At 71.1% G+C, this 22626-nt stretch carries 21 protein-coding genes; 1 reads left to right on the forward strand and 20 read right to left on the reverse strand.

What is annotated here, in order from left to right; all coding sequences use genetic code 11:
- Window positions 1–101: 101 nt before the first annotated feature.
- On the reverse strand, window positions 102–869 hold the full coding sequence (locus tag ACFW16_RS07870; RefSeq protein ID WP_380303544.1) for an alpha/beta fold hydrolase: 768 nt from the start codon (window positions 867–869) through the stop codon (window positions 102–104).
- A gap of 23 nt (window positions 870–892) precedes the next feature.
- Complete coding sequence (locus ACFW16_RS07875) at window positions 893–1312, reverse strand: GNAT family N-acetyltransferase (protein ID WP_380303547.1); 420 nt, start codon at window positions 1310–1312, stop codon at window positions 893–895.
- A gap of 96 nt (window positions 1313–1408) precedes the next feature.
- Here ACFW16_RS07875 and ACFW16_RS07880 point away from each other — a divergent pair, with 96 nt between their 5' ends.
- A complete protein-coding gene (locus tag ACFW16_RS07880; RefSeq protein WP_380303549.1) occupies window positions 1409–1975 on the forward strand; it encodes a GNAT family N-acetyltransferase in 567 nt (188 codons plus the stop codon).
- A 3-nt stretch (window positions 1976–1978) separates the two neighbouring features.
- Here ACFW16_RS07880 and ACFW16_RS07885 read toward each other — a convergent pair whose 3' ends face one another.
- The 18 genes from ACFW16_RS07885 to ACFW16_RS07970 all read right to left on the reverse strand — a co-directional run bounded on the left by ACFW16_RS07885 (window position 1979) and on the right by ACFW16_RS07970 (window position 22582).
- Window positions 1979–2758 (reverse strand): SDR family oxidoreductase, encoded by a 780-nt coding sequence (locus ACFW16_RS07885; protein ID WP_380303552.1) that lies wholly within the window; start codon window positions 2756–2758, stop codon window positions 1979–1981.
- A 102-nt stretch (window positions 2759–2860) separates the two neighbouring features.
- Window positions 2861–3709, reverse strand: coding sequence for a TIGR01459 family HAD-type hydrolase (locus tag ACFW16_RS07890; RefSeq protein ID WP_380303554.1), 849 nt, complete (start codon window positions 3707–3709; stop codon window positions 2861–2863).
- Window positions 3709–4971 carry an FGGY-family carbohydrate kinase gene (locus ACFW16_RS07895; RefSeq protein ID WP_380303556.1) on the reverse strand — a complete coding sequence of 421 codons (1263 nt, stop codon included), beginning with the start codon at window positions 4969–4971 and terminating at the stop codon, window positions 3709–3711. The genes ACFW16_RS07890 and ACFW16_RS07895 overlap by 1 nt, the downstream gene beginning before the upstream one ends.
- Window positions 4972–4973: 2 nt before the next feature.
- On the reverse strand, window positions 4974–6026 hold the full coding sequence (locus ACFW16_RS07900) for a class II aldolase/adducin family protein (RefSeq protein ID WP_380303558.1): 1053 nt from the start codon (window positions 6024–6026) through the stop codon (window positions 4974–4976).
- A gap of 151 nt (window positions 6027–6177) precedes the next feature.
- On the reverse strand, window positions 6178–7725 hold the full coding sequence (locus ACFW16_RS07905) for a glycerol-3-phosphate dehydrogenase (protein ID WP_380303560.1): 1548 nt from the start codon (window positions 7723–7725) through the stop codon (window positions 6178–6180).
- A 5-nt stretch (window positions 7726–7730) separates the two neighbouring features.
- Window positions 7731–8387 (reverse strand): class II aldolase/adducin family protein, encoded by a 657-nt coding sequence (locus tag ACFW16_RS07910; RefSeq protein ID WP_380303562.1) that lies wholly within the window; start codon window positions 8385–8387, stop codon window positions 7731–7733.
- 16 nt (window positions 8388–8403) lie between these two features.
- Window positions 8404–9444 carry a 2-hydroxyacid dehydrogenase gene (locus ACFW16_RS07915; RefSeq protein ID WP_380303564.1) on the reverse strand — a complete coding sequence of 347 codons (1041 nt, stop codon included), beginning with the start codon at window positions 9442–9444 and terminating at the stop codon, window positions 8404–8406.
- Window positions 9441–11000 (reverse strand): FGGY-family carbohydrate kinase, encoded by a 1560-nt coding sequence (locus ACFW16_RS07920; RefSeq protein ID WP_380303566.1) that lies wholly within the window; start codon window positions 10998–11000, stop codon window positions 9441–9443. Before ACFW16_RS07920 ends, ACFW16_RS07915 begins: the two co-directional genes overlap by 4 nt.
- Window positions 10997–12139, reverse strand: a complete 1143-nt coding sequence (locus ACFW16_RS07925) for an ABC transporter ATP-binding protein (protein WP_380303567.1) — start codon at window positions 12137–12139, stop codon at window positions 10997–10999. The genes ACFW16_RS07920 and ACFW16_RS07925 overlap by 4 nt, the downstream gene beginning before the upstream one ends.
- A gap of 8 nt (window positions 12140–12147) precedes the next feature.
- A complete protein-coding gene (locus tag ACFW16_RS07930) occupies window positions 12148–13230 on the reverse strand; it encodes an ABC transporter ATP-binding protein (RefSeq protein ID WP_380303569.1) in 1083 nt (360 codons plus the stop codon).
- Window positions 13231–13235: 5 nt separating this feature from the next.
- Window positions 13236–14096 carry a carbohydrate ABC transporter permease gene (locus ACFW16_RS07935; RefSeq protein WP_380303571.1) on the reverse strand — a complete coding sequence of 287 codons (861 nt, stop codon included), beginning with the start codon at window positions 14094–14096 and terminating at the stop codon, window positions 13236–13238.
- Between the two features lie 13 nt (window positions 14097–14109).
- Complete coding sequence (locus ACFW16_RS07940; RefSeq protein ID WP_380303573.1) at window positions 14110–15033, reverse strand: carbohydrate ABC transporter permease; 924 nt, start codon at window positions 15031–15033, stop codon at window positions 14110–14112.
- A gap of 118 nt (window positions 15034–15151) precedes the next feature.
- Entirely contained in the window at window positions 15152–16588 is a 1437-nt protein-coding gene (locus ACFW16_RS07945) for an extracellular solute-binding protein (protein ID WP_380303575.1), read from the reverse strand.
- A 29-nt stretch (window positions 16589–16617) separates the two neighbouring features.
- Complete coding sequence (locus tag ACFW16_RS07950) at window positions 16618–17601, reverse strand: sugar-binding transcriptional regulator (protein ID WP_380303577.1); 984 nt, start codon at window positions 17599–17601, stop codon at window positions 16618–16620.
- A 126-nt stretch (window positions 17602–17727) separates the two neighbouring features.
- Window positions 17728–19614 (reverse strand): bifunctional sugar phosphate isomerase/epimerase/4-hydroxyphenylpyruvate dioxygenase family protein, encoded by a 1887-nt coding sequence (locus ACFW16_RS07955; RefSeq protein ID WP_380303579.1) that lies wholly within the window; start codon window positions 19612–19614, stop codon window positions 17728–17730.
- 10 nt (window positions 19615–19624) lie between these two features.
- Window positions 19625–20452, reverse strand: coding sequence for a shikimate dehydrogenase family protein (locus tag ACFW16_RS07960; protein ID WP_380303581.1), 828 nt, complete (start codon window positions 20450–20452; stop codon window positions 19625–19627).
- Between the two features lie 110 nt (window positions 20453–20562).
- A complete protein-coding gene (locus ACFW16_RS07965) occupies window positions 20563–21483 on the reverse strand; it encodes a LysR family transcriptional regulator (protein ID WP_380303583.1) in 921 nt (306 codons plus the stop codon).
- An 88-nt stretch (window positions 21484–21571) separates the two neighbouring features.
- Window positions 21572–22582 carry a TRAP transporter substrate-binding protein gene (locus ACFW16_RS07970; RefSeq protein WP_380303585.1) on the reverse strand — a complete coding sequence of 337 codons (1011 nt, stop codon included), beginning with the start codon at window positions 22580–22582 and terminating at the stop codon, window positions 21572–21574.
- Between the last annotated feature and the right edge of the window lie 44 nt (window positions 22583–22626).

A 22626-nucleotide genomic window follows, 5' to 3' on the forward strand; every position in this document is an offset into this window, starting at 1 on the left:
AACGCGCTGGTCCTCGGGGGCGAACTGCATGACCGCGAGGAAATCGGCGCCGTGGTCGTGCCCAGCGAGTACCTCGAGGTCGTCGTCACCAGGGCGTGAGATCAGCCCCGCGGCGCATCCCCCAGGAACGCGGCGATGGCGAGGCCCAGCTCGGGCTTCGCCACCGCGCTCATATGATTGCCGGGGATTTCGGCGTGGCGGCCCTGCAGCAGGGCGGCGGCGAGATCCGCGGCCGAGCCGTTGTCGTCGTCCTCGGCGCCGGCCACCACCAGGGTCGGCACCGCGATCCGCGCCAGCGCCTCGCGCGGCGTGTCGACCGAGGTGCCGAGGACCTGCAGCAGCGCCTCCGGGTCGCCGCCGACGGTCTTCAGGAAGGCCTCGGCCATCCATTCCGGCGTGCCGCGCTGGAAGCTGCCGAGGCTGGTCAGGATGCGGCGGAAATAGGCGTTGCGCCCGCCGGCGCTGACGATGCCGTCGAGACCCATCCCGGCCACGATCGCCCGCCCCGGCGCGGCGCCGCGCAGCAGCATCCGCACCACCGTCCGCCCGCCCAGCGAATAGCCGCCGAGATCGTAGTCGGCGAGGCCGAGCTGCTCGACCAGCGCCAGCCCGTCATCGGCCAGGATGTCGGGCGGATAGGCGGCGGGGTCATGCGGCCTGGCGCTGTCGCCATGGCCGCGCAGGTCCGGCATGACCACGCGATAGCCCCGCGCCGCGATCGCCTCGGCATGGCCGTAGCGCAACCAGTTCACCGTCGCGGTCGAGAAGAAGCCGTGGATCAGGACGAGCGGCCGGCCGGTGCCGAGCTCGCGATAGGCGAGGGCGACGCCGTCGCGGCCCTGGAACTGACGGGCGGGAAGGTCGGTCATGCCGGTTGTCCTTGTCTGCGGGGTCAGCGTTCGCGCTTGTACGAGAAGGCGTCGGCGATCCGCGTCATCCCCGCCCGCTCGTAGAAGCCGACCGCCTCCGGCACCGAGGCCAGATACAGGCTGACCTGCGGCCCGAGCTGGCGTCGCGCTTCGTCCAGCAGCCCCTTGCCGACGCCGAGTCCCTGGGCCGAGGAGGAGACGGCGAGGTCGGAGAGATAGCAGCACCAGACCGAATCGGTGACGCCGCGCCCGACCCCGACCAGCGGCCGTCCGGGCCGGTCCAGCCGGGCGGTCACGATCAGGTTGGCGCCCTCGATCATGGCCTGCAGCCGCGGCGTGTCGTCGACCGGGCGGATGCGGCCGAGGCCGGATTCGACCAGTACGCGCCGGAACTCGACCGCGTCCAGGTCCTGCTCACGGCCGTAGAGGATGCGTTCGCTCATGGCCGGGAGACTGCACCATCCCGGGCGGATTCGGAACGGTTTCCGGAGCCGGAGCGGTCGCCCGGGTGTTGATCGGAAGCAAGCGGGAGAACCGGCATGAGCTTCGCCATCCATCCGCTGACGCCGGAGCTGTGGCCGGCGCTGGAGGACCTGTTCGGCCCGATGGGGGCGGTCAATGGCTGCTGGTGCATGCATGGCCGAATCGGCGCCGCCTATCGCCGCCGGCCGCGGGACGAGAACAAGGCCGATTTCCGCGCGGTGGTGCAGCAGGGGCCGCCGCCCGGCCTGCTCGCCTTCGCCGACGGCGGCCTGGCGGTCGGCTGGTGCCAGCTCACCCCCCGCGCGGCGCTGCCGGAGCTGGACCGCAACTGGCGGCTCAGGCGTGTCGACGACCTGCCGGTCTGGGCGCTGTCCTGCCTCTATGTCCGCAAGGGCTGGCGCCGGCGCGGCGTCAGCGCCGCGCTGATCGAGGGGGCGCTGCGGGCGGCGAAGCGGGCGGGCGCTCCGGCGCTCGAGGCCTATCCCTTCGACGCCGCGGTGTCGCCCAGCGCGTCGGGCTGCGGCTACGCCTCGACCTTCGCCCGCCTCGGCTTCCGCATCGTCGCCCGCCGCATCCCCGCCCGGCCGGTCATGCGGCACGACCTGGCGGGGATCGGGGGCTGAGCCTCAGAACGTGCCGGGGAAGGCGCCGCCGTCGATCAGGATGTTCTGGCCGGTGATGTAGCCGGCATGGACGCTGCACAGGAAGGCGCAGGCCGCGCCGAACTCGTCCGGCTGGCCGAAGCGCCCGGCCGGGATCGCGGCGCGGCGCCGGTCGGCGACGGCCTCGGCATCCTGGCCCGAGCGCTGGGCGGCCGCATTGATGCCGCCGCGCAGCCGGTCGGTGTCGAAGGCGCCGGGCAGGAGGCCGTTGATGGTGACGCCCTTGCCGGCCATCTGCCGGGCGACGCCGGCGATGAAGCCGGTCAGGCCGGACCGGGCGCCGTTCGACAGGCCCAGCTCCGCGATCGGCGCCTTCACCGCGCTCGAGGTGATGTTGACGATGCGGCCGAAGCCGCGGGACGCCATGCCGTCGACCACCGCCTTGGTCAGGAAGATCGGGGTCAGCATGTTGGCGTCGACCGCCTTGATCCAGGCGTCGCGGTCCCAGTCGCGGAAATCGCCGGGCGGCGGGCCGCCGGCGTTGTTGACCAGGATGTCCGGCTCGGGGCAGGCCGCCAGGGCGGCCTCGCGGCCCGCCTCGGTGGTGATGTCGCCGGCGATCGCCGTCACCTTGGCGCCGGTGGCACGGCGGATCTCCTCGGCCGTCGCCTCCAGCGCCTCGGCGCCGCGGGCGGTGATGACAAGCTCGACGCCCTCGCGCGCCAGCGCCAGGGCGCAGCCCTTGCCGAGGCCCTTGCTCGCGGCGCACACCAGGGCCTTGCGGCCCGCCAGTCCCAGATCCATGGTCCGTCTCCTCCCGCCCCGATGGCGGGTCGTGCTTCGTGCGAAGGACGCAGGGTGCGACGTCCGGCGGCGGATGTCACCCCGGTTGGGCCGGCCGATGCGTCACCAGCGGAACGAGGGCAGCAGGATGTCGGGGGCGCAGCCGACGATGGCGAATTCCCGCGCCATCTCGTCCTCCTCCATGCCGGCATGGATGCCGGTGCGGACCAGCGCGGCGGCGGCGCCGAAGCCGCGGGCGCCGGCGACGTCGTGCTCGACGCTGTCGCCGACGCAGACCACGTCGCCGGGCCGCTCCACCCCGGCGGTGGCGGCGGCGTGGCGGTACATCAGCGGATGCGGCTTGCCGACCCAGGTGACGGTGCCGCCGAGCTGCTCGTACATCTCGGCGATGCGCCCGGCGCCGAAGGCGGGGCCCAGCGGGGTCAGCATGATCTTGTCCGGGTTGGTGCACAGCGCCGGCACGCCGCGCGCCGCCGCCGGGGCCAGCAGATCGCGGTAGGTGTCGAGCGGGATCAGGTGCCCGCGGCTGCCGGCGATCAGCACCAGGTCGGCGGCGTCGCCGGTCTCGGCCTCGGCGAAGCCCAGCGTCTCGGCGAAGCCGCGGTCCTCGCCGCTGGAGATCACCAGGCAGCGGGCGCCGCTGCCGGGGGACACCGGCAGCGCGCCGCTCTGCAGCAGGGCCAGGGCGACGTCGCCCGAGGTGACGAAATGGTCGTAGCTGTCGCGGGCGAAGCCCAGCGTCTCCATCCGCCGCGCATTGTAGGCGGCGGAGCGGCCGGAGTTGGACAGCAGCACGATGTGCCGGCCGGCATCCTTCAGCCGGCGCAGCGCCTCGATCGCGCCGGGATAGGGGTGGCGGCCGTCATGCAGCACGCCGTACTGGTCGACGAAGAAGGTGCCGAAGCGGTCGACGAGGCCGCCGATCCCATCCACCTGCTCGATTTCCAGCATCAAGATCCTCCGAGTCCGGCCAGGGCCAGCCGGGCTGTACCCTCTGCCGCGTCCTCGGACAAGGCCGGCAGGAACGGCACGCCCAGCTGCCGGCGGCGGATCTCGGTCCAGCCGGCATTGGCGGCGCCGCCGCCGACGCTGCGCAGCGAGGTCACGGCCGGCGCGCCGAGCTCCGCCAGCAGGCGGTAGGCCCGGGCCTCGATCCCGGCGATGCCCTCCAGAACGCCCTGGAAGAACACCGCGTCGTCGTCCGGCCGCGGCTCCAGCACCGGCGCCAGCGCGGGATCCGCCACCGGGAAGCGTTCGCCCGGCCGGGGCAGCGGGTAATAGGACAGGCCGGTCGGCCGGTCCGGCTGCAGCGCGGCGGTCAGCGCGGGCAGCCGGTCGCGGCCGAACAGCTGGGCGATCACCGCCCCGCCGCTGTTCGAGGCGCCGCCGACCAGCCAGCGGTCGCCCATGCGATGGCTGTAGACGCCGTGCTGCGGAGAATCGACCGGTCGGTCGGACAATAATTTGATCACCAGGGTCGACCCCAGCGCCGTGACCGCGTCGCCCACCGCATCCGCCCCAGTGGCGAGGAAGGAGGCGCAGCCGTCCGTGGTGCCGGCGACCACCAGCGTGCCGGCCGGCAGGCCGAGGGCGACGGCCTCGGCATCCACCGGGCCTGTCGGGGTGCCCGGCGCCACCGCCCGCGGCAGGGCGGCGGGATCGATGCCGAGGCCGAAGATCCAGTCCGGCCAGCGCCGGGCCACCGGGTCGTAGCCGGTCTTCAGCGCGTTGTTCTCGTCGGTGACGTCGAAGCGGCCGGACAGGCGGCCGGCGATCCAGTCGGCCTGGTGCAGCACGCGCACGGCCCCCGGCCGGCGTAGCAGGGCCAGGGCGCGGGCGAGGGCGGAGCTGCGGCCGCGGGCGGCGCTGCCGGCGGGCGCCACGGCGTCGATCCGGGCGACCACCGCCTCGTCCGGGCAAGGATCGTTGTACATCAGCGCCGGGCCGACCGGCCGCCCCGCCGCGTCGGTCACCAGCACGGTGCCGGAGGTGCCGTCGACCGAGACGGCGCCGACCCCGGACAGGTCGGCCTCCGCCGCCAGCCGGCGCAGCGCAGCCACCGTGGCCAGCCACCACATCTCCGGGTCACGCGGGTCCAGGCCGGGGCTGTCGGTCGCCATGGCGCCGCGGCCGACCGGACGGCCGGCGGCGTCCACCGCAACCGCCCGCACGCCGGAGGTGCCGACATCGATGCCGATCGCGCGCGCCGTCATGCTCACCCCTCCCGCCGGCTCAGCGACTGCCGGTACTGCTCCGCATCCCACTGGGTCAGCTCGTCGATCTGGGGCTGGGTGAAGGGCCGGACCGCGGTGCCGGCCGGCACCCGCCCGGCGACATCGGCCAGGCAGCGCGCCATCTCGTCCGCCCCGCGCAGCACGCCCTGGTGCAGCACCACGCCATGGCCCGGAACGCCGACGATCGCCGGGGGGCGCGGCCCTTCGCCCAGCGCCGCCAGCTCGGCCGGCGTCCGGGCCGTGGCGAGGGCGGCGCCGAGGAAGATCACATGGTCGGGGTAGAAGGCGCCGCCGGTGGCCAGCGCCAGGCTGGCGGGATCCGCCGCCGCGTCATGCGCGACCGGGTCCTGTGGCAGCCGGTAGGGCGTGCCGCGGATGAAATCGGCCAGCGTATCCGGCTGGGCCGCGGGGGAGGGGCGGCGGGGCAAGGCGAGGGCGGTGCAGACCCGGTCCAGCAGCGCGCCCGCCACGGCGACGCCGTCCGCGGCGACCACCAGGCCGTGATTGCCCAGCACCACGACATTGGTCGCGGGCTTGAGCCGCGCTGCGATCGCCTGCGACAGGGTCAGGCCCGGCTTGCAGTAGGGCACGAAGACCCAGTCCACGCCGGGCAGGCCGTCGAGCCGCTCGGCCAGCCGCGCCTCGGCGTCGGCGCGGATGGCCAGCGCGATGGTCGAGACGCAATGGACGTGCAGCACCACGGTGAAGGGCAGCACCGCATGCACGGTGGTCTCGATCGACGGCCGCAGCTCGCGGGGATTGTGCTCCGCCACCACGAAGTCGCGAGCGGTCTCGGCGGCGGGATCGCCGTCGCGCATCGCCTGCAGCAGCGGGTCGAGCCGCACGGGGACCAGGATCTCCTCCGCCTCGGCCCGGGCCAGCCAGGTGCCGGAGGCCTTGATCCACATCACCCCGTCGCGCTTGAGCGAGGTATTGCCCCCGGCCGCCTGCACTCGGTCCGGGTCGCGGCCGAGCCGGGCGGAGAGGGCGCGCAGGGCAAGGAGGTCGGGATCGGTCGACGGGTCGAGGGTCATGGGCAAGTGTCCCGGAAAATCCACTCTCCCCCTATCGCAAGGGGAGCGCGTAGGTTGGGTTCGCGGGCACGCGAACCCAACATCGTGCAACCTGGACCGGTGTTGGGTTCGCCGAGCGAACCCAACCTACGATCGAACGGAACATTGCCCATCACCGGCCTATCGCCTGCACGGCCGGGGCCGGTGCGGCGTCCAACCACTCGGTGAAAGCCGCGGTTTCCGCCGGCGACAGATGCAGCCCATGCTTGGTGCGGCGCCACAGGATGTCCTCGGCATCTTCGGTCCATTCCTGCGCCCGCAGCCAGGCCGCCTCGCGTTCGTAGAGCCGTGCGCCGAAATGCCGGCCGAGATCGGCGGGCGACCGGGCGCCGTCCAGCAGCGCTTCGGCCCGGGTGCCGTAGAGCCGGCCGTAGTGCAGCGCCAGGTCTTCCGGCAGCCAGAGGTGGCGCCGGCGGAACTCCGCCAGCCAGCGCTCGAAATCGGCGCCGGGCATGTCGCCACCGGGCAAGGGCGCCGCCGCGGTCCAGGCCGGGCCCATCGCCGGGAAGAACGGGCGCAGGCGGTCCAGCGCATGCTCGGCCAGCTTGCGGAAGGTGGTGATCTTGCCGCCGAACACGGAGAGGATCGGCGCGCGGCCGCCCTCGTCATCGACGTCGAAGACATAGTCGCGGGTGACGGCCGAGGGGTTGGCGGCGTCGTCGTCGAACAGCGGCCGCACCCCGGCGAAGGAATGCACCACGTCCTGCGGCCCGATCTGGCGCTGGAAGGCCCGGTTCAGCACGCCGCAGAGATACTCGACCTCCGCCGGGTCGACCGCCACCCGGTCGGGGTCGCCGGTCTGCGGGATGTCGGTGGTGCCGATCAGCAGGTAGCCGTGCTCGTACGGATTGATGAAGATCACCCGCTTGTCGGTGTTCTGCACCAGATAGGCCTGCGGCCCGTCATAGAACTTCCGCACCACGATGTGGCTGCCGCGCACCAGCCGGATCTTCTTGCCCGATTTGAGGCCGGCGGCACCGGTCAGAACCTTGTCGACCCAGGGGCCGGCGGCATTGGCCACGGCGCGGGCGACGACGTGCCGCTCCGCCCCGCCGCCGGCCGGGCGCAGCACCGCGTGCCACAGCCCGTCCCGGCGCCGCAGCGACACGCATTCGGTGCGGGTCAGGATCTCGGCGCCGCGCTCGGCCGCGCCGATCGCGTTCAGCACCACCAGCCGGGCGTCGTCGACCCAGCAGTCGGAATATTCGAAGCCGTGGCGGAAGCGGTCCTGCAGCGGCTTGCCCTCCGGGTCGCGGTGCAGGTCCAGGCCGCGGCTGGCCGGCAGCCTCTTGCGGCCGCCGAGATGGTCGTACAGGAACAGCCCCGTCCGCAGCAGCCAGGCCGGGCGCAGGAAGCTGTCATGCGGCAGCACGAAGCGCATCGGCCAGATGATGTGCGGCGCGGCGGCCAGCAGCACCTCGCGCTCGATCAGCGCCTCGCGCACCAGCCTGAACTCGTAGTATTCGAGGTAGCGCAGGCCGCCATGCACCAGCTTGCCGCTGCGGCTCGACGTGCCCTCGGCCAGGTCGCCCTTCTCGCACAGCAGCACCGACAGGCCGCGACCCACCGCGTCGCGGGCGATGCCGGCGCCGTTGACGCCGCCGCCGACCACCAGCAGGTCGATGACGGCCCCGTTCCGCTGTTCCGCTCCGTCCGCCATGCCGCTCAGGCCGCCTGCTTCGGGCGCGGGCCGTAATCCTTGAACTTCTCGATCACCCGGTCGATCTCGTCGTCCGGCAGGCATTTGGGCCCGCCCAGCATCAGCGTGTAGACATACTGCTTGGCCAGGGTCTCGACCTCGACCGCCAGCCACATCGCCTTGCCCAGAGTCGCGCCGGTGGCGATCAGCCCGTGATTGGCCAACAGGCAGGCGGTGCGGTCCTGCAGCGCCGCGATCGCATGCTCCGACAGCTCCGGCGTGCCGTAGGTGGCGTAGGGGGCGCAGGGGATCGAATTGCCGCCGCCGCAGGCGATCATGTAGTGCAGCGCCGGGATCTCCTGGTGCCGGATCGCCAGGATGGTTGAATACATCGGGTGGCAATGGACGATGGCGTTCACCTCCGGCTTGCGGCGGTGGATGTCGAGGTGGAAGCGCCATTCGGAGGAGGGGCGGTGGTCGCCATGCTCCCAGCTGCCGTCCATCCTCATGGCGACGATGTCGTCCGGCGTCATCTCGTCATAGGGCACGCCGGTCGGGGTCACCAGGATCCCGTCGCCCCAGCGGGCGCTGATGTTGCCGGAGGTGCCCTGGTTCAGCCCGTTGGCGTTCATCTGCCGGCAGGCTTCGACGATCCTGGTGCGCAGCTCGATCTCGGTGGTCATGGTCGGGTTCCTAAGGTCAGCAGAGGCGGAGCAGGGGCTCGCCGGCCAGGTAGCGCCGGACGTCCTCGGCGATCTGCCCGGCGGCGTAGGTGACGGTCTTCACCGAGGCGCCGGCGATGTGCGGGGTCAGGGTGACGTTGGGCAGCTTCAACAGCGGCCAGTCCTCCGGCGGCGGCTCGACCGCGAAGGTCTCCAGCATGGCGCCGCGCAGCTTGCCGCCGACCAGCGCGTCGTAGAGGGCGTCGTAATCGACCAGCGGGCCGCGGGCGGTGTTGACGAAGATCGCCCCGTCCTTCATCGCCGCGAAGGCCTCGGCACCGATCATGCCGGTGGTCTCGGCCGTCACCCGCGGATGCAGCGTCACCACGTCGCTCTCGGCCAGCAGCGTCTCCAGCGAGACCTGCTGCACGCCGTCGGCGCTGTCGGCGGGGTCGAGCTGGACATAGGGGTCGGTCACCAGGATGCGGCAGCCGAAGGCCTTCAGCAGGCGCACCACCTTGCTGCCGACATGGCCGTAGCCGATCACGCCGACCGTCATCTCCGACAGCTCGCGGCCGGTCAGGTCGGCGCGGTACAGGTCGCCGCGCCATTGGCCCTGGGAGAGGGAGGTGTGGCCGCGGGTGATCAGCCGCGTCTCGGCCAGGATGGCGCCGATGGTGAACTCGGCCACCGCGCTGGCATTGCGGCCGGGGGCGTTCACCACCTTCACGCCGCGCGCCTTGGCCGCCTTCATGTCGATGTTGACCGGCCCGCCGCGGCTGACGCCGATCAGCTTCAGCTCCGGCAGCCGCTCCAGCATCCCGGCGGAGATCGGCGCCAGATGGGTGACCAGGATCTCCGCATCGCCGATGAAGTCGACGATCTCGTCCGGGTCGCCCATGAACTCCTTCAGCCCGTCCAGGCCGGTGCCGGCATAGCCATGCACCATCGGCTCGTCCGGCCAGGGCTGCTCCAGCGTCCGGATATCGAGCGGGGCCGAGATGGCCTCCAGCGCCTCGACGAACAGGCTGGGCAGCATGAAGCGGTCGCCGATCACGGCAACGCGACGTCCAGTCATCCTTGGGTCCTCAAATCTTCCAATGCGTGCCAGACCGGGCGCAGCGCCCGGTAGCTGGTTCGGTACTGCGGGAACAGGCGGTCATACTGCGCGACGAGATCCGGGTCGGGCGGCTCGGCCTCGGCCAGCAGCGGCGTCACCCAGCGGGCGCAGGCGGCGTCGATGCCGGGCAGGATGCCCAGCGACAGGGCCGCCACCATGGCCGCCCCGGCGGCGCCGACCTCCTCGCGCTTGACCAGGCGGATCGGCGCGTTGGCGGCGGCGGCGACGATGCCGCGCACGGTGGCGCTGCGCGCGGCGCCGCCGGCCATGCGGATCTCCGCCGGTGTGCCGCCGACCGCCTCGTAGCAGTCGCGGGTGGCGAAGCCGAGGCTCTCATAGATCGCCCGCATCAGGTCGCCGGCGCCGGCGGTGCCGGACAGGCCGATCACCGAGGCGCGGGCGGCGCTGTCGACGAAGGGCCCGCGCTCCCCCGCCTCGGCGATGAAGGGGTGGTACAGCAGGCGTCCCGGCTTCGCCGCCGCGGCCTTGCCGTCGAGCAGCCGGATCAGGTCGGACCGCTTCGGCAGCGTCGCCCCGGCGGCCTCCGCCACCTCCTCGACCACGCCGCACAGCCAGTCGATGTTCAGCGTCGCCGCCATGTTCGAGACCATGGAGACGTAGCTGCCCGGGACGATGAACGGCATGGTGTAGCCGACCTCCTCGCCCAAGGTCACCCGGTCGGCCCCGAACACCAGCCGCATATGGGCGCCGGTGGAGCCCAGCACGGTGAAGCCGGCGCGGCCCTCGGGGTCGTAGAGGCCGGAGCCGAGGGCGCCGCACAGCAGGTCGACCGGGGCCAGCACCACCGGCGTGCCGGCGGGCAGGCCGGTCGCGATCGCGGCCACGGGCGTCAGCGCCGAGTTCTGGCGGGCGCCGTCGACCATCGGCGGCAGCAGCCGGGCCTCGTCCTGCAGCCCGAACAGCTCCAGCACTTCCGGCGCGTATTCCCGGCTGCGGTAGTCGCCGAAGGTGAAGGTGCCCTCGGAGACGTCGGTCGCCCGCTCGCCGGTCATCCGGAAATACAGCCAGTCCTTGCAGTGGAAGGCGGTGGCGGCGCGGGCCAGCGCCTCCGGCCGGTGCCGCTTCAGCCACAGCAGCTGGCCGGACTGGTTCGACATGTTCAGCATGGTGCCGGTGAAGCGCTGCACCGCCTTGGCCGTGCCGGTCCGGTGCAGCTCGGCCACGATCGGGCCCGACCGTCCGTCATGCCACAGCATGGCGCGGCCCACCGGCTCGCCGTCGCGGTCGATCAGCCAGGTGCCGTCGCCCTGGCCGGTCACGGCGATGCCGGCGACGCGCAGACTGCGTGCCTCCAGCTTCGCCGCCAGCTCGCGCAGCACCAGCGCGGCATCGTCCCAGGTGCGGTCGAACTCCTGCTCCATACCGCTGCCGTCGACCGGGATCGTGGTGTTCGGCCGCGCCGCATGCTCGACCGGCGTGCCGTCCAGGTCGAAGGCAACCGCCTTGACCACCGAGGTGCCGGAATCGAGGCCGATCAGGACGTCCCTGGTCATGCTGCCGCCGCCACCGCCGGGCGGCCACCATGGGCGATCGCCAGGCCGCTGTCGCCATCGAACAAATGCAGCGCCGATTCCGGCAGGGCCAGCGCCAGCCTGGTGTCGGAAGCGGCCTCCAGCGCCCGGTCAGTGACGATGGTCAGCCGCACCCCGTTGACGTCCAGCGCGATGTGGCTCTGGTCACCCAGCCACTGGTTGGCGGTCACCGTGCCCTGCAGAGCCGTCTCGCCGGCGCGAGCCGCGCCGACCCGGATCTCATGCCCCCGGATGCCGAGATGCACCTTCCCACCCTCGGTCAGGCCGGGGCCGGAGTGCGGCAGGCGGAAGGCCGCCGCGCCGTCTTCACCCTGCACCTCGACGGCCAGGCCGCCGTTCTCCCGCACCACCCGGGCCGGGAACAGGTTCATCGGCGGCTCGCCGATGAAGCCGGCGACGAACAGGTTGGCCGGGCGCTTCTTCAGCTCGGTGGGCGAGGCGAATTGCTGCAGCTGGCCGCCCTCCATCACCGCGATGCGGTCGGCCAGGGCCAGCGCCTCGGTCTGGTCATGGGTCACGAAGACCGTCGTCATCCTGTGCTCGATCAGATAGTCCTTGATGCGCGCCCGTAGCACGGCGCGCAGCTGCGGTTCCAGCTGCGACATGGGCTCGTCGAGCAGGGACAGCTGTGCCCGCCGGACCAAAGCGCGGGCCAAGCTGACCCGCTGCTGCTGGCCGCCGGAGATCGCCTGCGGATAGCGGTCCAGGATGTCGCCGATCTCCAAGAGCGCCGCGACATGGGCGACGCGCTGCTGCACCTCCGCCTTCGGGATGCGGTGGCGCAGCAGGCTGAAGCCGATGTTGTCGCGCACCGTCAGCGGCGGGTACAGGGCATAGCCTTCGAAGGCCATGGCGACGTTGCGCTCCGCCGGGCGCAGGTCGTTGATCACGCGGTCGCCGATCCGGATGGTGCCTTCCGACACGCTCTCGAACCCGGCGATCATGCGCAGGGTCGAGGTCTTGCCGCAGCCGGAGGAGCCGAGCAGGCCGACCAGCTCGCCGTCGCGCAGCGCCAGCGACACGGCGTCGACCGCGCGGATCGGATGGGCCAGCCGCGGCCCGTAGATCTTGGAGACGGCATCGAGCGTCAGGGTTGCCATGGGGCCTCTCAAGCCGTCGCGGCCGGCAGGCGGGCGCCGGTCTCGCGGTCGAAACACAATGCGCGGGCCAGATCCGGCCGGGCCCAGGCGCGGCGCCGGCCGCGACCCAGATCGTCGCCCTGGTCCTCCGGCCGGCTGGCCAGGATCTCGGTGCCGTCGGCGGCGCGCAGCAGCATCACCGTGCGGACGTTCAGCGGCGTCACCGCCTCCAGGTCGACCGGCACCGCATCCTCGGCCGGCTCGAACCGGACCTCGACATCCTCCGGCCGCAGCCCGACCAGGCAGGGCTTGCCGGCGGATGCCGCAGCCGGCGCCGGGAAGGCGGTGCCGGCGATGCTGATGCGGCCGTCCTGAGCCGAAGTTTCGATCAGGTTGATCGGCGGGTCGCCAAACAGCCGGGCGATGCGGGTGTCCTGCGGCTTGCCGTAGATGCCGGCCGGGGTGTCGACCTGGCGGAAGCGGCCGTCCAGCAGCACGCCGACCCGGTCGCCCAGCGCCATCGCCTCCTTGTAGTCCTGGGTGACGTAGAGGACGGTGGCGCCGACCGCGCGCAAGAGGCGCGGCAGCTCCTGCCGCATCTCGTAGCGGATCTTGGCGTCGACATTGCGCAGCGGGTCGTCGAGCAGCAGCACGGAGGGCGAGCAGACCAGGCTGCGGGCCAGGGCGGTGCGCTGCTTCTGGCCGTTCGACAGCTGCTTCGGCAGATGGTCCAGCACATGGCCGATGCGCAGCAGATCCGTCACCTCCTGCACCCGTTTCCGGATCTCGGCCTCGCCGGTCCGCCGGGCCCGCAACGGGCTGGCGATGTTCTCGAAGGCCGGCAGGTGGGGGTACAGGGCGAAGTTCTGGAACGCCATGCCGACATCCCGCGCCTCCGGCCCCTGGCCGAGGATCGAGGCGCCGGCGATGCGGATGTCGCCCGCCTCCGGCTGCAGGATGCCGGCGATCAGGCGCAGCAGTACCGTCTTGCCGGCGCCGGACGGGCCGAACACCACGACGAACTCGCCCTTCTCGACCTGGAGGTCGAGGCCATCGAGGATCTGCGTCTTGCCGAAGCTCTTGCCGAGTCCGGCGATGTCGAGGAAGGCCATGGTCGTCACCCCTTCACGGCGCCGAGGCTGAGCCCCTCGACCAGATAGCGCTGGGCATAGAGGGCGAGGGCCAGGGTCGGCAGGATCGACAGCACCAGCGCCGCGGCGATCTGGCCGTAGTTGATGCCGGAGGCGGTGATGAAGGCCAGCGCCCCGACCGTCACAGGCTGGATCGAGCTCGACCCCAGGATCAGCGCGAAGATGAAGTTGTTCCAGGCGAAGATGAAGGCCAGCAGGGCGGCGGCGGCGATGCCGGGCCGGGCCAGCGGCACCGCGATCTTCAGGAAGGTGCGCAGCCAGGAATGACCGTCCAGCCGGTAGGCGTTCTCAATGTCCTCGCTGATGTCCTCGAAATAGCCGCGCACGATCCACAGGATCAGCGGCAGCGTGATCAGCTGGTACACCCAGATCAGCCCGATATAGGTGTCGCTGAGGCCGAGGTCCTGGAAGTACAGCTGCAGCGGCAGCAGCACCAGGAGCGGCGGGGCGAAACGGAAGGACAGCATGGTGAAGGCCATGTTCTCGCCCAGCCGGAACTTGAACCGGGCGAAGGCATAAGCCGCCGGAACGCCGAGCAGCAGCGACAGCAGCACCGAGCAGGAGCTGAGGATCAGGCTGTTCAGCAGGTTCTGCATGTAGTCGATCTTCAGCGCGCCGACATTGGTCGACAGCTCGCCGGCAATCAGGGCGGCGTAGTTTTCCAGCGTCGGGGTGAAGATGACGCTGGGCGGGCTGCGCAGGATGTCGGCATTGGTCATGAACGACATCAGCGCCACCCAGACCAGCGGGAACAGGAAGAACAGCGCCACCAGGGTGAGCAGGACGCCGCGGAGGATCCGGCCGCCAATTCCACTTGCATGGTTCATGGCTTGCCTCCCGTCAGGCCCGGCCGTGCGCGCGGGCGCGCAGGCGGAGCCACTGCTTGATGAAGACGTTGCTGAGCGCGAAGGTGATCGCCCACAGCACCATCAGGATCGCGGCCGACCGGCCGATATTGGTGAAGGTGAAGGCCTCGAGATAGGCGCGGATCTGGAACAGCATCAGCCGGTCGCCCGGGCCGCCCTGGGTCATGGCGTAGACGATGTCGAACTGCTGGATGCTGTCCAGCATCCGGAACAGGCTGGCGGTCAGGATATAGGGCAGCAGCATCGGCAGGGTGATGCGGAAGAACACGAAGCTGCGCGGCACGCCGTCCAACTCCGCCGCCTCGAAGGGCTGGCGGGGCAGGGCGCGCAGCCCGGCCAGCAGCAGGATGGCGATGAACGGCGTGTAGACCCAGGTGTCGACCAGCACCACGGTGAACATCGCCGAGGCCGGGTCCGACGCCCAGCGGAAATCGGTGAAGCCGAGGCTGGTCACGAAATAGCTGAGGATCCCGAAATTCGGGTTGGTCATCAGCTTCCACATCAGGCTGGCGATCGCCGGCGCCACCATCAGCGGCAGGATCAGCAGCACGCTCATCAGGTTGTTGATCAGCGAGCGGCGCACCAGCAGCAGGGCGATGCCGAGGCCGAGCAGCAGCTGCACGCCGACGGTCAGCACGGTGTAGGTCAGCGACGCCTGGATCGTGCCCCAGAACCGCCCGTCGCCGAACAGGGCCACGAAATTGTCGAGCCAGATCATCCGCCGCCCGGCCGGGAAGGCCAGGTTGTAGCGCTGCAACGAGTAGTACACGGCAGTGGCGAAGGGGATCAGGATCCCGATCGTGACCAGCAGGGCGGGCAGGCTCAGCAGATAGGGCAGCAGGCCGGGGCCGGTGCTGCGGCGCGTTCGGGGCGCGGTGTCGGCGGCGATGGTTGCCACGGGTCGGGGTCCTCTCGCGGGCGGTCGCTGAGCCCCGCCCCCGCCGGGGGAGAGAGACAGCGGGGGCGGGGCTGCCGTGCGGACCGGCGGGGCGAAGGCCGGTCCGCGCGGGACGGCGTCAGTCGGCCAGGCCGGCATCCTTCAGCTGCTCGTCGATGAACTCGGCCAGCTGGTCCAGCCCCTCATCGACCGGGATCTCCTTGGCGTACATCTTCTGCAGGCTGGCCGCCCATTCCGTGGTCAGGTTGAAGAACAGCGGCTGCGGCGTGAAATAGATCTTCGATCCGGCGGCCGAGGCCTTGTACTGGTCGAGATAGCCCGGATAGCTCTCCAGCCGCTTGTGGAAGTCGCCATTGTCCCAGACCGACTGGCGCACCGGGTTGACCAGGTCGGCCTTGGTGGCGCCGAAGGTGGTGTGCTCGGTGCCGCTGGCCCATTGCACGAAGTACCAGCCGGCCTCGGGCGCTTGGGAGAAGGCGCTCATCGCCAGCGACCAGATCCAGACATTCGGCGTCGGCGCCGCGGCGCCGGGCTTGGCGCTGAACGGATGATAGGCCAGGTTGCCGGCCTCCTTGGTGCCCTTGTTCTGGAAATAGCCCAGGATGTCGGCGTCGAAGATCATGGCCGAGGCGCCGGCGCCCAGGTCGTTGCCGACCTCGTACCAGGTGTAGGTGGTCCAGTTCTTCGGCCCGCCCTTCTGGATCATCTCGATCCACAGCTTGGTGAACTCCTTGGCCTCGGCGCTGTTCATCGCCGCCTTCAGCTTGCCGTCGGTGACCGCGAAATCCTTGCCGCCATAGTTGGTCAGCCCGGACAGGTAGCCGGGATGGATCGTCGCCCAGCTGCGGCTGCCGCGCACGCCGACGCCATAGAAGCCCTGGTTCAGCGCGCTCAGCTTGCCGGCCTGGTCCACCATCTCCGGCAGGTCCTTCGGCGGCTTCATGCCGGCGGCATCGAAGATCCGCTTGTTGTAGGCGACGCTGTTCAGCTCGAAGCCCCAGGGCACGGCCCATTGCTTGGCGCCGTCGCCGCCCAGCGGCTGGCCCGGCACGCCCGACCAGGCGGTGGAGGCGCGCAGGCCCGGCAGCACGTCGTCCCAATTGTAGGCGGCGGCCGTCAGCTCCGGGTCCTTGATGTACTGGTTCATGTCGGCCAGCCAGCCGGCCGGGCCGTACTGCCAGGTCTGGTAGGCGCCGGTCATGAACACGTCGTATTGCGGCGACTTGCTCGACAGGGTGGCGGTGACCTTGTCGAAATAGACGTCCTCCGGGAACACGTCGTAGCTGACGTCCAGGCCGGTCAGCGCCTTGAAGTTGTCGAGGTTGGCGATCATCGCATCCGTGTAGGGATGCTTGTTCAGGAGCAGGCTGATCTTCTTGCCGGAGAATTTCTTGAAGTCGGGCCCGGTCGCGGCCAGGGCCCGGGTGCCGGCCTGGTTCAGCATGAACCCGGCCGCGGCGGCGCCGAAGCCCAGCTTGGCGGCCCCGGTCATCAGCTCCCGCCGCGATATCCGGCCTGCGGCATGGCGGTCGAACAGATCGGTCGTGCGCTTCATCGGTGTATCCTCCCAAAACATTGTCGTTGTCAGCTGGTCTCGCGCAGGCCCTGCCGCCGCGGCGGCGGCCGGGCACCCCGGCGCGCAGCCATGGCCAGCGCCGCGGATTCGTCGATGATCAGGTCGGTCACCATGCCGCTCGTCAGCGCCGCGGTGATGGCGTCGGCCTTGATCGCGCCGCCGGCGATGGCGACGACGCGGCGGCCCTTCAGGTCGTCGAGCCCGACGCTGAGCGCCCGCTCGTTGACCTCGGAGGCGACGCGACGGCCTTCGGCGTCGAGGAACTGGCCCACGAGGTCGCCGACCGCGCCCTTGGCCCGCAGGTCGTCGTATTCCTCGCGGGTCAGCACGCCGGTCTGCAGCATATGCGCCTGCGGCCCCAGCTCGCCGACGCCGACCAGGCACAAAGTCGCCCGGTGGGCCAGGGCCAGCACCGCCTGGACGCTTTTCTGCGACAGCATCACCGCCTTGTCGCCCAGGCTGTCGGCGGCCATCGGCACGGGCATGAAATAACCCTCGCCGCCGGTCTTGTCGGCCAGGCGCTGCACCACGTCGAACGGATTGGCGGAGGATTTGCGGGTCAGGCTGCCCAAGAGCGACACGAACTTGGCGTCGGGCACGGCGATCCGAGGCAGCCGGTTGACCAGCGCGGCCAGGGTGCGGCCGTGGCTGACGCCGATCACCTTGTCGCCGGCCGTCTCGAGATAGCGGGAAAGATAGGCGGCGCCCTCGGCGCCGAGCGCCTCGAAGGGCTGGTCCTCCTCGTCGATCGCCGGGACGACGCGGCAGAAGCCCAGGCCGTAGCGGTCGATCAGCCCGTCCTCAAGCTTCAGGCATTCGGCCGGGCGGCCGGCGATGTGGACGCTGACCAGGCCCAGCTCCTCGGCCAGCGAGATCAGCCGGTGCACCTTGACCCGCGACACGCCGAGCCGGTCGGCGATCTCGCCCTGGGTCAGGCGGCGCACATAGGACAGCCACGCGGCGCGCGTGGCCAGGCTGACCTGCTCGTCCATCCCGTCGATCCGGCTCCGTTGCTCCGGGGTGTAATTTTTTACACCGACTGAACAGAATTTCATCGTGGCGCGGATCGATAGGACCGTCAACCCTCCGCGATCACGGCTGCTCGGGAGCGGTGAGCTTCACCGCCGCGGCATGGTGACGTCGGGCGCGAGGCGCGTCTGCGCCGCCAGGCGGATCGGGGCGTTGGCGGCGCCGAAGCCGGCATAGCCCCGGCGCTGCACGATCTCGAAGAAGAAGCGGTCGGCGAAGCTGGTGGTGTAGAGCTGGAAGAACTCGCCGCCGCCGTCGCGGTCGTAGAGGATCCCGGCCGCGCGCAGCCGGTCGACCAGATCCGGCTCCAGGCCAAAGCGGGCTTCGATGTCGTCGTAGTAGTTGGCCGGGATCGGCAGGAATTTCACGCCGGCCTGCCGCATCCGGGCCGCCGTGGCGAAGATGTCGCCGGTCTCCAGCGCGATGTGCTGGATGCCGGAGCCGAAGAATTCCGACAGGAAGCGCGCCGACAGCGTGCGCTGGCTCTGCGAGGCGTTCAGCACGATGCGCAGCGTGCCCTCGGCGTTCTGCACCACCTGGCTGCGCACCAGCCCGGCGGGATCCGGGATCTCCAGCTCCGGGGTCTTCGCCAGGTCGAAGATCGCGCTGTAGAACAGGAGCCAGGACAGCATCTCGTCATACTGCATCGACTGCGACAGGTGGTCGATCCACGCCAGCCCGGCCTCCGGCGTCGCGCCGTCATCGACCGGGACGAAGTCGACCTCGCGCCATCGCGCCAGATCGCTGCCGGGATCGACGAGATAGATCAGGCTGCCGCCGACGCCGCGGATCGCCGGGATCTCCAGCTCGCCCGGCCCGACCTCCTGGCGGAATCCGGTCGCCAGCAGGGCGCCGGCCCGCGCCGTCGCCGCCCGGGCGTCGTCGACCTTGAGGCAGATCGCGCAGGCGGCGGGGCCGTGCATGATGTAGGCGGCGTGGGCGTAGCCCTCCTTCTCGCGGTTGACGAGAAGATTGATCCCGCCCTGCGACCACAGGGTCACGTCCTTTGACCGGTGCCGGCCGCTCCGGGCGAAGCCGAGGCCGGCGAACAACGCCTCCAGCTCGATCGCGCCGGCCTCGTCGACCGCGAACTCGACGAACTCGACGCCGAGGCACTTCGCCCGCTCCGGCAGCAGCGGCCGGGTCCGCTCGGCGGCGGGCTTGCGCCGCTCCAGCGTGTCGGCCAGCTGCAGCAGCGACCGGCGGCCGTCGATCGCGACCGACCGCGCCGACCCGGCCCGGAAATGGTCGTTGAAGATCTCCAGCGAATAGACGCCGTCAAAGCCGGTCGCGGCCACCGCCTCGGTGAAGGCGGTCACCGGCAGGTCGCCCTGGCCCGGCAGGTTGCGGAAATGCCGGCTCCAGGACAGCAGGTCCATCTCCAGACGCGGCGCGTCGGCCAGCTGGACCAGGAAGATCCTGTCGGCCGGGATGGCGCGGATGCCGTCCGGGTCGATGCCGCGCGACAGGGTGTGGAAGCTGTCCAGGATCAGCCCGATGGCGGGATGATCGGCGCGGCGCACGATCTCCCAGGCGTCGCGGTGGTCGTTGACGTGCCGGCCCCAGGCCAGCGCCTCGAAGCCGACCTTCAGCCCGCGCTTCGCCGCCCGCTCGCCCAGCTCGCGGAAATCCGCGGCGGCGCGGTCGATGCCGCCCAGCGCGGCCGGCGAGATGTTGGAGCAGACCAGCAGCAGGCCGGCGCCCAGCTCGCCCATCAGGTCGAACTTCCGCTCGGCCCGGTCGAACACACGCGTACGCTGCGGCTCGGGCATGCCCTCGAAGTCGCGGAAGGGCTGGAAGGTGGTCACGACGAGCCCGGCGTCGCGCACCATCCGCCCGACCTCGCGCGGCGCCGCGTCGAAGGACAGGAAGTCGTTCTCGAAGATCTCGACGCCATCGAAGCCGGCGGCGGCGATCGCCTCCAGCTTGTCGCGGAGATCGCCGCTCAGGGACACGGTGGCGATCGACGTCTTCATCGGGATGTCCTCACGTGCCGAGATGCGCGAGCTGGAACGGCAGCTGGGCCAGCGCCATGTCGAGGCCGGTCAGGATCGGGTGCCCGCGGCGGCGCGCCTGGTCGAGCCAGGGCGTCACCGGCGGCGCGGTCACCGCGTCGGCGGCCAGGGCGCCGGGCGGCAGCATGGCGGGGTCGAAGGGCAGGGGATCGTCCGGCCGCATGCCGAGCGGCGAGGCGTTGGCGGCGATGTCGATCGGGGCGCCAGGCCGGAGGCCGCGATGCACCGCCAGCTCCGGGTGGCGCTGCTCCAGCCCCTCGGCCAGGGCTGAGGCCCGTGCCGCGTCGGGATCGATGACCGTGACCGAGGCGGCCCCGGCGGCGGCCACCGCATCGGCGATCGCCGACCCGGCCCCGCCGGCGCCGATCAGCAGCAGATGCGATCCCGCCGGGTCGACGCCGTGCCCGTGCAGCGCCGCGACGAAGGCGAGGCCGTCGGTCATGTCGCCAACCAGCGTGCCGTCCGGGTCGCGCCGTACGATGTTCACGGCCCGCACCGCCGCGGCCCGCGGCGTGACCCGGTCCATCGCTGCGAAGGCGGCCTGCTTGTGCGGCACGGTGACGGAGACGCCGGCGCCGTTGGCGCAGCGGCGGAAGACCTCGAAGAAGCCGGGCACCGAAGCGGGCTCGAGTTCGAGCGGGATCATCACCGCGTCGACGCAGCGCCCGGCGAAGGCGCGGTTCATCGGGCCCGGGGTCTTCACCTGGGCGACGGGATGCCCGATCAGCGGGACGATGGAGGTGCGGCCGGAGATCGCGGCGCGGTCGGGCGCCGGATCGGCCTCTCCCAAGGGGGACATCGGCGGCTCCTGCGGCATGCGGCCGGCCCGCGACATCGTGCCGGCCGGGCTTCCGGACAGACTCTCGGCCGCGCCCGCCGCAGCAGCAATGATCAAGACATCCGGGCGGATTAACCCGATGTTACGGTCGCCGGCCGGGGTGCGCGCACCGCTTCCATCTCCGCCCGCAGGCTGGCCAGGAAAGCCTCGGCGAAGCTCGACAGCGTCACGTCGCGGCGATAGGCGGCATAGGTCTGGAAGTCGGTCTTCTCGGCGATCGGGATCACCTTCAGCCCGGCCAGGCTGCCATCCGCCACGGTGAAGATGTCGATCACCGCGACGCCGAGGTTCTGGCGCACCAGGGCGCAGACCGTGGTGCCAAAGCGGGCGCGGATGGTGATGCGGTAGTCGAGGCCGTGCCGGGTGAAGATGTCGGCCATGATCCGGCCGTAAGGATCCTTCGGGTCGATCCCGATCAGCGGGTGCCGCACGATCTCCTCGGCCGAGATCCGGCTGCGCGATGCCAGCGGATGGTCGGCGGCGGCGATGAAGACCAGCTCGCCGCGGGCCAGCGGCGCGAAGGTCAGGGCCGGGTGCTGCAGCAGGTAGCTCATCGCCACCAGCTCGCCCTTGCCCAGCAGCAGATAGTCGATCGCGTCCTCGATCTTGAGGATGTCGATGTCCATCAGCAGGTGCGGATAGCGCCGGCGCACCGCCGCCGCCGCCCGCGGCACCATCACATTGGCGATGCTGGGGACCGAGCCGACCTTGAGCTCCGCGGTGTCGCCCTTCTCCAGCCGGTCGATCGCGTAGTGCAGGTCCTCGACCTTCTTGTACACGGCGTTGATCTGGGCGAAGACGTCGCTCGCCTCCGCCGTCGGCACGAAGCGCCCGCCCTTGCGGACGAACAGGTTGAAGCCGAGCGAATCCTCCGTGTACTTCATCATCCGGCTGACGCCCGGCGCCGAGACGTTCAGCAGCCGGGCCGCGCCCGCGACCGTGCCGGTCACCATGATCGCGCGGATGATCTCGATCTGACGCAGCGTGAGCAAGGTCGGCGCCTCTCTCTCCGGACCGGGAACATGCGGGGGCGGATCCTGCGCGATCCGCCCGCGACCGGGCCTGTCGGCCGCTGCCGCATCACTTCTTGCGCAGCTTGTCCAGCTCGGCCTGCAGCAGCGCCACGGTGTCCGCGCCGATCTTGGGGCGGAACTCCTCGACCACCGGCGCGGTGGCGGCCCGCAGCTTCGCCACTTCCTCCGGCGGCAGCTCGGTCACCTCCATGCCGTTGGCGCGGATCTCGTCCAGCGCCTTGGCGTCCGCCTCGCGCGACACCTGGCGCTGATAGTCCCGCGCCTCGGTCGCGGCCGACTGCAGCACCGCCCGCTCCTCGTCGTTCAGCTTGTCCCAGAACATCTTGCTGACCAGGACGATCTGCGGGTTGTACTGGTGCCGGGTCAGGGTCAGGTACTTCTGCACCTCGTAGAACTTGGCGTTGATGATGTTGGCCGACGGGTTCTCCTGGCCGTCGACCGTGTCGGTCTCCAGCGCGCCGTACAGCTCGGGATAGGGCATCGGCACGGCGTTGGCGCCGAGCGCGTTGAACAGCGCGATCGGGATCGGCGACTGGATGGTGCGGATCTTCAGCCCCTTGATGTCCTCGACCTTCGCCACCGGATGGCGGTTGTTGGTCAGGTTGCGGAACCCGAGCTCCCAATAGGCCAGCCCGACCAGCCCCTTGGCGGGCAAGAGCTCCAGCAGATGGTCGCCGAACGGGCCGTCCATCACCGCATCGGCCTCCTGCGGCGTGTCGAACAGGAAGGGCAGGTCGACCGCGCCGAAGGCCGGGGCGTTGCCGGACAGGATGCCGGCGTTCATCACCGTCATCTCGACGATGCCGCCCTGCAGCCCCGACAGGGTCTGCACATCGCCGCCCAGCGTGCCGCCGGGGAACAGCTGCACCGTGATCTTGCCGCCGCTCTTCTCGGCGACGATGGCGGCGAACTTCTCCATGCCCGTGACCTGGGGATGGCCCTTGCTGTTCGCCGCCGCGAACTTGATGTGCTGCTCGCGGATCTCGGCCCGCGCCGCCGGGGCCAGCAGCAGCGCCGCCGACAGCGCGACGATCAGGCCGGTCAGGGTCCTGGACATGGTGATCCTCCCAAGGATTGTTCGATCTCGTTGGTGTCGGCCGG

The organism is Inquilinus sp. NPDC058860 (assembly GCF_042743185.1).
Taxonomy (GTDB): domain Bacteria; phylum Pseudomonadota; class Alphaproteobacteria; order DSM-16000; family Inquilinaceae; genus Inquilinus.

What these genes read in the sequence shown, in the direction of transcription:
- ACFW16_RS07870 (WP_380303544.1), bottom strand. Translation starts at nt 869, where the DNA reads ATGACCGACCTTCCCGCCCGTCAGTTCCAGGGCCGCGACGGCGTCGCC.
- ACFW16_RS07875 (WP_380303547.1), bottom strand. Translation starts at nt 1,312, where the DNA reads ATGAGCGAACGCATCCTCTACGGCCGTGAGCAGGACCTGGACGCGGTC.
- ACFW16_RS07880 (WP_380303549.1), top strand. Translation starts at nt 1,409, where the DNA reads ATGAGCTTCGCCATCCATCCGCTGACGCCGGAGCTGTGGCCGGCGCTG.
- ACFW16_RS07885 (WP_380303552.1), bottom strand. Translation starts at nt 2,758, where the DNA reads ATGGATCTGGGACTGGCGGGCCGCAAGGCCCTGGTGTGCGCCGCGAGC.
- ACFW16_RS07890 (WP_380303554.1), bottom strand. Translation starts at nt 3,709, where the DNA reads ATGCTGGAAATCGAGCAGGTGGATGGGATCGGCGGCCTCGTCGACCGC.
- ACFW16_RS07895 (WP_380303556.1), bottom strand. Translation starts at nt 4,971, where the DNA reads ATGACGGCGCGCGCGATCGGCATCGATGTCGGCACCTCCGGCGTGCGG.
- ACFW16_RS07900 (WP_380303558.1), bottom strand. Translation starts at nt 6,026, where the DNA reads ATGACCCTCGACCCGTCGACCGATCCCGACCTCCTTGCCCTGCGCGCC.
- ACFW16_RS07905 (WP_380303560.1), bottom strand. Translation starts at nt 7,725, where the DNA reads ATGGCGGACGGAGCGGAACAGCGGAACGGGGCCGTCATCGACCTGCTG.
- ACFW16_RS07910 (WP_380303562.1), bottom strand. Translation starts at nt 8,387, where the DNA reads ATGACCACCGAGATCGAGCTGCGCACCAGGATCGTCGAAGCCTGCCGG.
- ACFW16_RS07915 (WP_380303564.1), bottom strand. Translation starts at nt 9,444, where the DNA reads ATGACTGGACGTCGCGTTGCCGTGATCGGCGACCGCTTCATGCTGCCC.
- ACFW16_RS07920 (WP_380303566.1), bottom strand. Translation starts at nt 11,000, where the DNA reads ATGACCAGGGACGTCCTGATCGGCCTCGATTCCGGCACCTCGGTGGTC.
- ACFW16_RS07925 (WP_380303567.1), bottom strand. Translation starts at nt 12,139, where the DNA reads ATGGCAACCCTGACGCTCGATGCCGTCTCCAAGATCTACGGGCCGCGG.
- ACFW16_RS07930 (WP_380303569.1), bottom strand. Translation starts at nt 13,230, where the DNA reads ATGGCCTTCCTCGACATCGCCGGACTCGGCAAGAGCTTCGGCAAGACG.
- ACFW16_RS07935 (WP_380303571.1), bottom strand. Translation starts at nt 14,096, where the DNA reads ATGAACCATGCAAGTGGAATTGGCGGCCGGATCCTCCGCGGCGTCCTG.
- ACFW16_RS07945 (WP_380303575.1), bottom strand. Translation starts at nt 16,588, where the DNA reads ATGAAGCGCACGACCGATCTGTTCGACCGCCATGCCGCAGGCCGGATA.
- ACFW16_RS07950 (WP_380303577.1), bottom strand. Translation starts at nt 17,601, where the DNA reads ATGGACGAGCAGGTCAGCCTGGCCACGCGCGCCGCGTGGCTGTCCTAT.
- ACFW16_RS07955 (WP_380303579.1), bottom strand. Translation starts at nt 19,614, where the DNA reads ATGAAGACGTCGATCGCCACCGTGTCCCTGAGCGGCGATCTCCGCGAC.
- ACFW16_RS07960 (WP_380303581.1), bottom strand. Translation starts at nt 20,452, where the DNA reads ATGTCCCCCTTGGGAGAGGCCGATCCGGCGCCCGACCGCGCCGCGATC.
- ACFW16_RS07970 (WP_380303585.1), bottom strand. Translation starts at nt 22,582, where the DNA reads ATGTCCAGGACCCTGACCGGCCTGATCGTCGCGCTGTCGGCGGCGCTG.